The organism is Microbacterium sp. SCN 71-21 (assembly GCF_001725695.1).
Classification (GTDB): domain Bacteria; phylum Actinomycetota; class Actinomycetes; order Actinomycetales; family Microbacteriaceae; genus Microbacterium; species Microbacterium ginsengisoli.
The window spans coordinates 19,606-29,158 of the sequence record NZ_MEGA01000045.1 but is presented as its reverse complement, the minus strand read 5'-3'; the positions used below and the strand labels follow the sequence as shown (position 1 = coordinate 29,158).

Annotated in this window: 7 protein-coding genes and 1 tRNA gene; 4 read left to right on the top strand and 4 right to left on the bottom strand. The window is 70.9% G+C overall.

What is annotated here, in order from left to right; translation table 11 throughout:
• Positions 1 to 165: 165 nt before the first annotated feature.
• Positions 166 to 1,323 carry an AI-2E family transporter gene (locus ABT08_RS08245; RefSeq protein WP_288114601.1) on the top strand — a complete coding sequence of 386 codons (1,158 nt, stop codon included), beginning with the start codon at positions 166 to 168 and terminating at the stop codon, positions 1,321 to 1,323.
• Between the two features lie 2 nt (positions 1,324 to 1,325).
• Positions 1,326 to 2,357: an ATP-dependent DNA ligase gene (locus ABT08_RS08240; protein ID WP_288114619.1), complete on the top strand. Its 1,032-nt coding sequence runs from the start codon at positions 1,326 to 1,328 to the stop codon at positions 2,355 to 2,357.
• Between the two features lie 137 nt (positions 2,358 to 2,494).
• On the opposite strand, the gene ligD is transcribed toward ABT08_RS08240, so the two are convergent.
• The 3 genes from ligD to ABT08_RS08225 form a co-directional block, all read right to left on the bottom strand.
• The gene (gene ligD, locus ABT08_RS08235; RefSeq protein ID WP_288114598.1) at positions 2,495 to 3,514 is read right to left on the bottom strand and encodes a non-homologous end-joining DNA ligase; all 1,020 of its coding nucleotides are present in this window, start codon (positions 3,512 to 3,514) and stop codon (positions 2,495 to 2,497) included.
• A gap of 40 nt (positions 3,515 to 3,554) precedes the next feature.
• Positions 3,555 to 4,643: an SseB family protein gene (locus tag ABT08_RS08230; RefSeq protein ID WP_056518717.1), complete on the bottom strand. Its 1,089-nt coding sequence runs from the start codon at positions 4,641 to 4,643 to the stop codon at positions 3,555 to 3,557.
• A gap of 85 nt (positions 4,644 to 4,728) precedes the next feature.
• The gene (locus tag ABT08_RS08225; RefSeq protein ID WP_288114594.1) at positions 4,729 to 7,125 is read right to left on the bottom strand and encodes an ATP-dependent helicase; all 2,397 of its coding nucleotides are present in this window, start codon (positions 7,123 to 7,125) and stop codon (positions 4,729 to 4,731) included.
• Between the two features lie 116 nt (positions 7,126 to 7,241).
• On the opposite strand from ABT08_RS08225, the gene ABT08_RS08220 reads away from it, so the two are divergent.
• Positions 7,242 to 7,317, top strand: a tRNA-Met gene (locus tag ABT08_RS08220).
• A 50-nt stretch (positions 7,318 to 7,367) separates the two neighbouring features.
• Here ABT08_RS08220 and ABT08_RS08215 read toward each other — a convergent pair.
• The gene (locus tag ABT08_RS08215) at positions 7,368 to 8,384 is read right to left on the bottom strand and encodes a glycerophosphodiester phosphodiesterase family protein (RefSeq protein ID WP_288114592.1); all 1,017 of its coding nucleotides are present in this window, start codon (positions 8,382 to 8,384) and stop codon (positions 7,368 to 7,370) included.
• Between the two features lie 140 nt (positions 8,385 to 8,524).
• On the opposite strand from ABT08_RS08215, the gene ABT08_RS08210 reads away from it, so the two are divergent.
• Positions 8,525 to 9,433, top strand: coding sequence for a Bax inhibitor-1/YccA family protein (locus tag ABT08_RS08210; protein ID WP_056518715.1), 909 nt, complete (start codon positions 8,525 to 8,527; stop codon positions 9,431 to 9,433).
• The last annotated feature ends 120 nt before the right edge of the window (positions 9,434 to 9,553 follow it).

Sequence of the window (9,553 nt, the reverse complement as noted above, 5' to 3'; positions counted from 1 at the left end):
CCCTCTCCCTCCCCCGCCGAATCCACATCTGCGCGCCGAATCCACCCCCTCGCCCCCGCGGTGACGCATGGAATCGATGCGCGGACGTTGATTCGGCTCGCCGCCCATCGCCCCCGCCCAGGCAACCCCCTGTCTCACCCGCCGCACGAACGCTAGCGTCGGGGCATGGGACTGCTCCGACGACGACGCTCCGCTCCGCCGACCGCGCGCGCCATCACCGCGCCCGACCTTCCGCCCCTCTCGCCACGCTCCCGCCTCGCCGCGCTGTGGACCGACGGCTTCGGCTCGCTCGCGACGCGGGCGCTGCAGATCATCGTCGTGGTGGCGCTGCTCGCGGGGGCGATCTGGGGCATCCGCTCGTTGACGGTGGTGGTCATCCCGCTGCTGCTCGCGCTGATCCTCGCGTCGGCATTCGCTCCGGTGATGGGTGCGATGCGACGCCGAGGGGTGCCGGATGTCGCGGCCACCCTGATCACGCTGTTCACGATTCTCGTGCTGCTCAGCCTCGTCGGTTGGCTGATCGTCTGGGCCGTGCGGGACCAGTTCGACGAACTGTCGACGCAGGCGCAGAGCGGGTTCGAGCACTTCCTGGAGTGGATCGCGACACTGCCGATCGCGATCGACGCCGCGCAGATCGATGACTGGCTGACCGCCGCGCGCGGATTCGTGACGAGCGCGCAGTTCGGCTCGGGCGCGCTCGCGGGCGTGAGCGCGGTCGCGACGTTCCTCACCTCGCTCGTGCTGCTGGTGGTCGTGCTGTTCTTCTTCCTGAAGGATGGCGCGCGCATGTGGAGCTTCCTGCTGCGCCCCTTCGAGGGAGCGCACTACGCGCGGGCGCGCCGCATCGGCACCAAGACGGTGTCGGTGCTCGGGTCGTACGTGCGCGGCACGGCGGCGGTCGCGGCGGTCGATGCGGTCGGTATCCTCATCGGCCTCCTGATCCTGCAGGTGCCCCTCGCGATCCCGCTGGCGGTGCTCGTCTTCCTCCTCGCGTTCATCCCGATCGTGGGGGCGACGCTCGCGGGCATCCTCGCGGCTCTGGTCGCTCTCGTCGCGAACGGCTGGGTCAACGCCCTGCTCGTCGTCGGCGTGGTGGTGCTCGTGAACCAGCTGGAGGGCAGCTTCCTGCAGCCGGTGCTCATGGGGCGCTCCATGAGGCTGCACGCGTTCGTCGTCCTCATCGCGTTGACGGTCGGAACGGTGCTCGGCGGCGTGATCGGGGCTGTGCTCGCCGTGCCGATCACGGCGGTCGTGTGGGGGGCGGTGCAGGTCTGGGACGGCCCGCAGCTGCCCGCCCGGTGGGCGCGGGCGAAGGCGAGGTGACTGTGCGCTACGACGTGCCGGCGCCGATGCTCGCCAAGGGTGTCGATGCGATCCCGGATGCCGCGGGCCTCTCGTTCGAGCCGAAGTGGGATGGTTTCCGCGTGCTCGCCGCGTGGGACGGCACCGAGGTCGAGCTGGCGTCACGTGGCGCGAAGCCGCTGACCCGCTACTTCCCCGAGATCGTCGATGCGCTCCCCCGGGTGCTGCCCGGCCCGTGCGTGATCGACGGCGAGCTGGTCGTCGCGACCGGGGAGCCGGGTGCACAGCGGCTCGGCTGGGAGGCGCTGAGCGCCCGCATCCATCCGGCGGCGTCGCGTGTCACGCGCCTCGCCACGGAGACCCCCGCGATGCTGATCGCGTTCGACCTGATCGCCGAGGGCGACGACCCGCTGGTCGATGCGCCCTTCCGTGAGCGCCGCGCGCGGCTCGAACGGATGCTGGCCGGGGTGGGGCATCCGGTTCATCTGACCCGCACCACCCTCGACGCCGATGTCGCCGGTCGCTGGCTGGCCGAGTTCGAGGGGGCGGGGCTCGACGGTGTCGTGGCGAAGCGGCTCGATGAGCCGTATGCGCCGGGCAAGCGCACGATGCTGAAGATCAAGCATGCGCGCACGGCCGATGTCGTCGCGCTCGGCTACCGCGTGCATGCGTCGGGCGCGGGCGTCGGGTCGCTGCTGGTCGGACTGTACGGCGATGACGGCGAGCTGCGGCAGGTCGGCGGGGTGTCGGCGTTCACCGCGGCGCGCCGGCTCGAGCTCGTCGACGAGCTTGCCCCGCTCGTCGAGCGCGACGCCGACGGAGAGGTCGTGACGGGTGCGGGCGAACGGTCGAGGTTCACCGGTTCGAAGGATGTCTCGTTCGTGCGCCTGCGGCCCGAGCGCGTGCTCGAGGTGCGCTACGACCAGCTCGAGGGAGCTCGGTTCCGGCATACGGTGCAGTTCGAGAGATGGCGTCCCGATCGGGATGCCGCGTCGTGCACCTTCGCGCAGCTCGAGCAGATCGCGGCGTACGATCTCGCCGCCGTTCTCGACTGAGCGCCGCGCGAGCGCTGCCCCCGCTTGGCGCCGAATCCACGGGTGGGCGTCGAGTCCACGTCATCCCGTCGCAGGTGAAGCAGGGATTCGGCTCGCGCGAGTGGATTCGGCGATAGGGGGCGGGGTGCGCCCGCGGGTCAGTCCTTCTTCGCGCGGCTGGGCTGCACGCGCGGCGGCTCGCCGGGCATCTTGGGGAACTCGGGCGGGAACGGAAGCTCGCCAAGCCCGGCCTCGAGGTCGCGCTGCCACCAGTCGAGAAGCACGTCGATGCGACCCGGCGCGGCCGCGAACCCTTCCCAGGGGTCGCCGACCGCGGCGAGGCGCTCGGGCACGCTCTGCACGGTGAAGGTGTGCGGGTCGAGACCATCGAGCTCGTCCCACCGCAGCGGCGTCGACACCGTCGCGGCCGCCGTCGCGCGCGGGCTGTAGGCACCCGCCATCGTGCGGTCGCGGTTGGCCTGGTTGAAGTCGACGAAGATGCGCTGCCCGCGCTCTTCCTTCCACCACGCTGTCGTCACCTGGTCGGGGAGCCGTCGTTCCAGCTCGCGCGCCACCGCGATGACGGCGTGGCGCACATCCAGGAACTCATGCGTCGGCTCGATGGGACAGAAGACATGGATGCCGCGGTTCCCGCTCGTCTTCAGCCACGCCGTCAACCCGGCGTCCGCGAGCAGGTCGCCCAGCACGGGCGCGACGGCCGCGGCCTCGCGGAAGCCGGTGCCTGACTGCGGGTCGAGGTCGATGCGCAGCTCGACGGGGAGGTCGGGCGCCGCGGCGAGCGAGGCCCACGGGTGGAAGACGACGGTGTTCATCTGCGCCGCCCACACGACGGCCGCGGGCTCGGTGAGCACGAGCTGCGGGTGCACCCGTCCGCTCGGGTAGGTGACGTCGACCGCTTCCACGTACGCGGGGGCGCCCTTGGGCGGATTCTTGGAGAAGAAGCTGTCGCCGTCGATGCCGCCGGGAAACCGCTCGAGCGACACCGGGCGCTGCCCGTTCGCCTCAAGGAAAGGCCCCGCCACGGCGATGAGATATTCGGCGAGCTCCCGCTTGGTGATGCCCGATTCCGCCCAGATGACGCGGCCGGGGCTCGACAGCGAGATCTCCCGATCGCCGTGGGGCCCCGGGACGATGAGGGTCAGTCTGTCGCCGGCCATGGCCTCACCTTAGGGCGCATCGCGCGGGAGCGCCGGGACCTTAGGGCGCATCGAGCGCGAGCACGGGGGCGAGGTCGGTGCGGGTGAGGGAGATCCACGGTCCGGCCGGATCCACGATGACTCCGGTGATGCCGTCGTCACTGCGCAGCGCGGCGCCGAGCTGCGGGCCCGTGATCTGCACGGGCTCGTCGCCGCGGCCGAGCGCGATGAGCTCGAGCGGGTGCGAGAACACCTCGATGTAGCGGGTGCCGTCTTCGGTGTGCACCTCCGCGATGCCCATGTCGCCCGACTCGGTGGTGCGGGCGGCGAGCCACAGGGGCGCGCTGACGAGCACACCGGCGACGGCGGCGGGGGTGGCGGCATCCCGAGCACCGAGCAGCAGGGTCTTGACGGCGAGCTCGGGGTCGAGGTCGACCAGCGCACGCTCGAGCAGCTGCCGCGGCAGGATCGCGGAATGCGGAGTGGAGGCATGGTCGATCGCGATGCCCGCGAAGTCATCGGTGAGCACCTCGTTCAGCACCTCGATCGCGGGCTTCGAGACGGCGGATGTGTCGGTGTCGCCGTCGGCATTCACGGCGTCTCGCAGCGCCTCGCCGCCTGAGAAGACGAGCGCGAACCGCTCGTCGCCGCGGGTCGCGATCGACAGCGGCAACTCCTTGCCCGCGTCGACGAGGGCGCGGGCGTCGCCCTTGACCCGCAGGTAGAGGTGCCCCTGCAGCAGCTGACGGGCGACATTCATGAGCTGGGGCGCCGGCGCGTCGGCGACCAGGGCGGCGAGCGCCGCCTTGAGCAGCACGTTGTCGGGCATGCCGGGCACGGCCTCGGTGACGGCGGGCATCTCGGGCGAGGGCAGCGTGAAGGGTGCCGGCGCCGGAACGGCGGCCGGCGCGGCGCCCGGCGCGCCGAACGTGGAGATCGAGATCGACACTTCGGGAACGGCGTCGGCGATGGAGGCGGCTTCGGCGGCCGCGGTGATGTCGCCCTCACCGGAAGCGGTGCCGTCGGTGGTGTTGCCGGCAGCTGTGCCGAGAGCCGATGCGGCGGCGGTCTCGCCCGTCGGCGCGGGGGCCGCGGCATCCGTCGATTCGGAAGCGGCGTTCGGCGCGGGGCGTCGGGAGAAGAGGGCCATGGGCACAGCCTACGTCGGGGCTCGGACGGGCCCTATCGGTGGTGTGGACAGTTGTGGGCGCGGCGGCCGACGGCCGGTGAACGCGTCAGATCTTCTCGATGGGCGCGATCTTGACGAGCAGCCTCTTGGCCGCCCCGGAGTCGAAGCGCACGTGCGCGATGCGCTTCGCGCCCTCACCGGTGACCGCGTCGACGCGTCCCTCGCCGAAGTCGTCGTGACGGATGCGGTCGCCCGCCGCGAGCTCCATGTCGCCGTTGTCACGCACTTTCGCGGGCACCTTGTTCGCGAAGCGGTCGAGCGAGGTGGACTTCGGCAGGAGCGCGGGGGTTTCGTTGCGGAATCCGCCGCGGGAGCCCGAGCCGCCGCCGAACCGGGGCGGAGCCTGGCGCACGAGGTCGGCGGGCGATTGGCGCCAGTCGACGAGGTCGGCGGGGATCTCCTGCAGGAAGCGGCTCGGCACGGCGGAGGCGATCTCGCCGAACTGCGCGCGGGTCATGGCGAGGGAGAGGTAGAGGCGCTTGCGCGCGCGGGTGACGCCGACGTAGAAGAGGCGGCGCTCTTCGGCGGGGCCGCCGGGCTCGCCGGCTGAGATGCGGTGCGGCAGCAGGTCTTCCTCGACGCCGGTGATGAAGACGGCGTCGTACTCGAGACCCTTGGCGGTGTGCAGGGTCATGAGCGAGACCGAGCCGGAGGCGTCGTCGAGGTCGTCGGCGTCGGAGACGAGGGCGACCTCGGCGAGGAAGTCGATGACGGTGCCGTCGGGGTTGTTGCGCGCGAACTCGCGGGCGACGGCGACGAACTCGTCGAGGTTCTCGACGCGCGCTTCGTCTTGCGGGTCGCGGCTCATGCGCAGCGCGTCGAGGTAGCCGCTGCGTCCCAGCAGCAGCGAGAGCCCGTCGGCGACGGCGGTGGGCGGGGCCACTTCGCCGCTGGCGGGCAGCATGATCTCGGATGCCGCACCCAGCACGCCGTGCAGATGGGTGATGGCGGTCTGCAGCTTGGGGCCTACGCCGAGGTCGCTGGCGTGGCCGAGTGCCTCGCGGAAGGTGATGCCGCGGTCGGCGGCGAAGCGGCTGATGGTCTCGATGGAGACGTCGCCGATGCCGCGCTTGGGCTTGTTGACGATGCGGCGCAGCGCCATCTCGTCGGCCGGGTTGGCGACGGCGGTGAGGTAGGCGAGGGCGTCCTTGATCTCGGCGCGCTCGTAGAACTTGGTGCCGCCCATGATCTTGTAGGGAACGGCGGCGCGGATGAGGATCTCTTCGAGCGCACGCGACTGGGCGTTGGTGCGGTAGAAGACGGCGACCTGGGAGTAGTCGACACCGCGGCGGTGGATGGCCTCGATCTCGTCCGCGACGAACTGGGCCTCGTCATGCTGCGAGTAGCCGGTGTATCCGACGATGCGCTCACCGGCGCCGGAGTCGGTCCAGAGGTTCTTCGCCTTGCGGTCGAAGTTGTGGCCGATGACCGCGTTGGCGGCGGAGAGGATGTTCTGCGTCGACCGGTAGTTCTGCTCGAGCAGCACGACGCGGGCGCCGGGGAAGTCGCGTTCGAACTCGCTGATGTTGCGGATGTCGGCGCCTCGGAACGCGTAGATCGACTGGTCGGAGTCGCCCACGACCGTCAGCGACGCGCCCTCGAGCTCGGGCGCGTGCTCGGGTTCGAAGATCATCATGCCGCCACTGGAATACGCCTCGGCGGCGCCGACGACGGGGCGGGTGAGCTCGTGGATGAGTGCGTACTGGGCGGCGTTGGTGTCCTGGTACTCGTCGACGAGTATGTGCCGGAACCGCTTGCGGTAGGCGTCGGCGACCGCCGGGAACGCGCGGAAGAGGTAAACGGTCTGCGCGATCAGGTCGTCGAAGTCGAAGGCGTTTGCCCGCTGCAGCGCGCGCTCGTAGTCGCCGAAGAGCTCGGAGAAGAGGCGTTCGGCGGGGTCGGAGAAGTTGGCCTGGCGGGCGAAAGCCGCGGCATCCGTCAGTTCGTTCTTGAGGCGGGAGATGCGGCCCTGCACGCCCGCGGGGCTGAGTCCGAAGCGCTCGGCCTCGCGGTCTTTCACGAGGCGTTTGATGAGCGCGCGGGAGTCGCCGGAGTCGTAGATCGTGAACGACGAGGTGAAGCCGAAGTTCTCGGCCTCGCGCCGCAGGATGCGCACGCACGCCGAGTGGAAGGTCGAGATCCACATGCCGCGGGCGCTCTCGCCGACCAGCTGGCCGACGCGTTCGCGCATCTCGCCGGCGGCCTTGTTCGTGAACGTGATCGCGAGGATCTGACTCGGCCACGCCTCGCGGCGACGCAGCAGCGACGCGATGCGGTGCGTGAGCACGCGGGTCTTGCCCGACCCTGCCCCCGCCACGATCAGCAGCGCCGGTCCGCGGTAGGTCACGGCCTCGCGCTGCGGGGGATTGAGCCCGTCGAGCAGGTCGTCGTCGACGCCGCCGGTGCCGCCGGGAACGACGACGGGAACGGATGACTCGACCATGGGCTCCCAGTTTAGAGGGGGAGGCGGACACGCGATCCGGTCACGCAGGGTCATCGTCGGCAATAGTGCGAGACACGCCTTCCGGATGTCGCGGCCCCGGGTTAGCGTGAGGTCATCGCGGCGATCCGGGCGGTCCCGGGCACCGGCTCATACCCGGTCGTGTTGCGGGTTCGACTCCCGCCGTCGCGTCCACGTCGTCATGCACTTTGCGCTTTCCGCGTATCGGTGGTCGACACTCCCCGCTAGCCCCGCGCGAACCCCACCCCGAGGTCCGCGTGGTCGACGAACACACCATCGATCCCGCTCCCCCAGATCTCGCTCCACTCACCGCGCCAGTCGCCGAACGCCGCGTCGCCGCCGCGCCGGAACCGCTCCGACAGGAACGCGTTCTCGGGCCGCGCGGTCCAGGTGAACACGGCGAGGCCGCGGGCGTGTGCGTCGGCGACGACGCGACGGCGCGCGGGGTCGAGCAGCAGCGCCTTGTCGACGCTGATGCCGTCGACCTGACCGGCGAGCGCGTCGAGACCGTCGGGCGTCAGCTGCGACGCGTAGGTGGCGGCATCCTCACCGTCGGCGGCGATGAGATCGGCGGCGGCGCCCTCTGCCTCGACGAGGTACACGTACGACGCGGCGACACCCCGTTGCTGCAGCGCCGTGAGCACCCCCTGCTCGAACGACTCGATGACGACCGGGCCGGGGACCTCCGCCGCGGCGAGATCGCGGGCGACGAGCGCCGCGAGGTCCCACCCGCGCGCGGCGAAGTGGGCGGCGTGCTTGACCTCGATCACGATGCCGACCTCGCGACCGACACGATCGGATGCCGCGGCCACCAGCGCGAGCAGATCAGGCAGCCGCAGCATCGGCTCGGCGCCGTCGAACCGCGCCGACGCCTCGCGCAGCGCGGGGATCCTCTCTCGGCACCGCAGCGTCGCCAGCTCCGCCCAGGTGAAGTCGTCGGTGAACCAGCCGTCGAGCTCGATGCCGTCGATCACCCGCCGGGTGCGGCGGTCGGCGAACTCGGGGCGGGTGGCGACATCCGTCGTCTCACCGATCTCGGCGTCGTGACGCACCACGAGCACGCCGTCGCGCGAGACCACCACGTCGGGCTCGACCGCGTCGACGCCCGACTCGATCGCGAGCAGGTACGACGAGCGGGTGTGCTCGGGGCGATAGCCGGGGGCGCCGCGGTGCCCGATGATGATCGGTCCGCCCTCGGGGGTGCGGTCGAAGGCGGCGAGCAGGCGTTCCCGGGGTGACACGCGCTCAGGGTACTCGTCGCACGTGTCGCGCGAGCGCTCAAAGCGCACTCACAGGGTCTCCCTTCGACCCGCGAGATTCCGGGCGTTATCGTGGAAGTGCGGCACCGTGCCGCCACCTGACATTGGAGTGTGATCCGGCGATGGCCTCGTCCAACCCCGCGTTCAACAACCCCGCCTTCCAAGACCAGAGCGCCGTGCGCGCTCGCGGCGGACAGCCCGCCGGCGGCGTGGGTCTGACCCCGCCCCCCGCGACGACGGATGCCGCGACCACTGCGCACCTCGAGGGCGTCTACGCCTCCCCGTCCGCCGACGCGGTCGCGACCGGGCGCATGACGATCGAGGACACCGTCCTCAAGACGCTCTCGCTCTTCGCGATCCTGCTGGTCGCCGCCGTCGCCGGCTGGATCTGGACGATGGCCCCCGTCACCGCCGCGAACCCGGCGCCCTCGATGGCCCCGTGGCTCATCGGCGCGATCGGCGGCTTCATCCTCTCGATGGTCGTCATCTTCACCTCGCGCAAGAAGGTACGTCCGGCGCTGATCTTCGCCTACGCGGCGTTCGAGGGTCTGTTCGTCGGCGGCATCTCGGCCTACTTCGAGTTCATCTGGCCCGGCATCGTGCTGCAGGCGACCCTCGCCACCCTCGCGGTGGTCGGCGTCACCCTGGCGCTGTTCGCGAGCGGCAAGATCCGCGCCTCGGCCCGCGCCACCAAGATCTTCCTGATCGCGATGGTCGGCTACCTGGTCTTCTCGCTGTTGAACGTGCTGCTGATGGCGTTCGGCGTGCTGAACTCCTCGAACGGCGGCGGCTTCGGACTGCTCTCGAGCGTGCACATCGCGGGCATCCCGCTCGGCCTCATCATCGGTGTGTTCGTCGTGATCCTCGCGGCCTACTCGCTCGTGCTCGACTTCGACTCCATCCAGCAGGGTGTGCGCAACGGCGCCCCCCGCCAGTTCGGATGGCTCGGCGGCTTCGGCATCTTGGTCACGGTCGTCTGGCTCTACCTCGAGATCCTGCGCATGCTCGCGATCCTGCGCGGCAACAACTGACGCGAGTCTCCACGAAGGGGTCGTCCTACGGGACGGCCCCTTCGTCATGTCCGGATGCCGCGCCGCGTCGCCTCTCCGCCGGCCTCGGCGTGAGCCCGCGGTGGCCTCGGCCCGCCCAGC

Coding starts and splice junctions, on each gene's coding strand:
- ABT08_RS08245 (WP_288114601.1), top strand. CDS start 166: ATGGGACTGCTCCGACGACGACGCTCCGCTCCGCCGACCGCGCGCGCC.
- ligD (WP_288114598.1), bottom strand. CDS start 3,514: ATGGCCGGCGACAGACTGACCCTCATCGTCCCGGGGCCCCACGGCGAT.
- ABT08_RS08230 (WP_056518717.1), bottom strand. CDS start 4,643: ATGGCCCTCTTCTCCCGACGCCCCGCGCCGAACGCCGCTTCCGAATCG.
- ABT08_RS08225 (WP_288114594.1), bottom strand. CDS start 7,125: ATGGTCGAGTCATCCGTTCCCGTCGTCGTTCCCGGCGGCACCGGCGGC.
- ABT08_RS08210 (WP_056518715.1), top strand. CDS start 8,525: ATGGCCTCGTCCAACCCCGCGTTCAACAACCCCGCCTTCCAAGACCAG.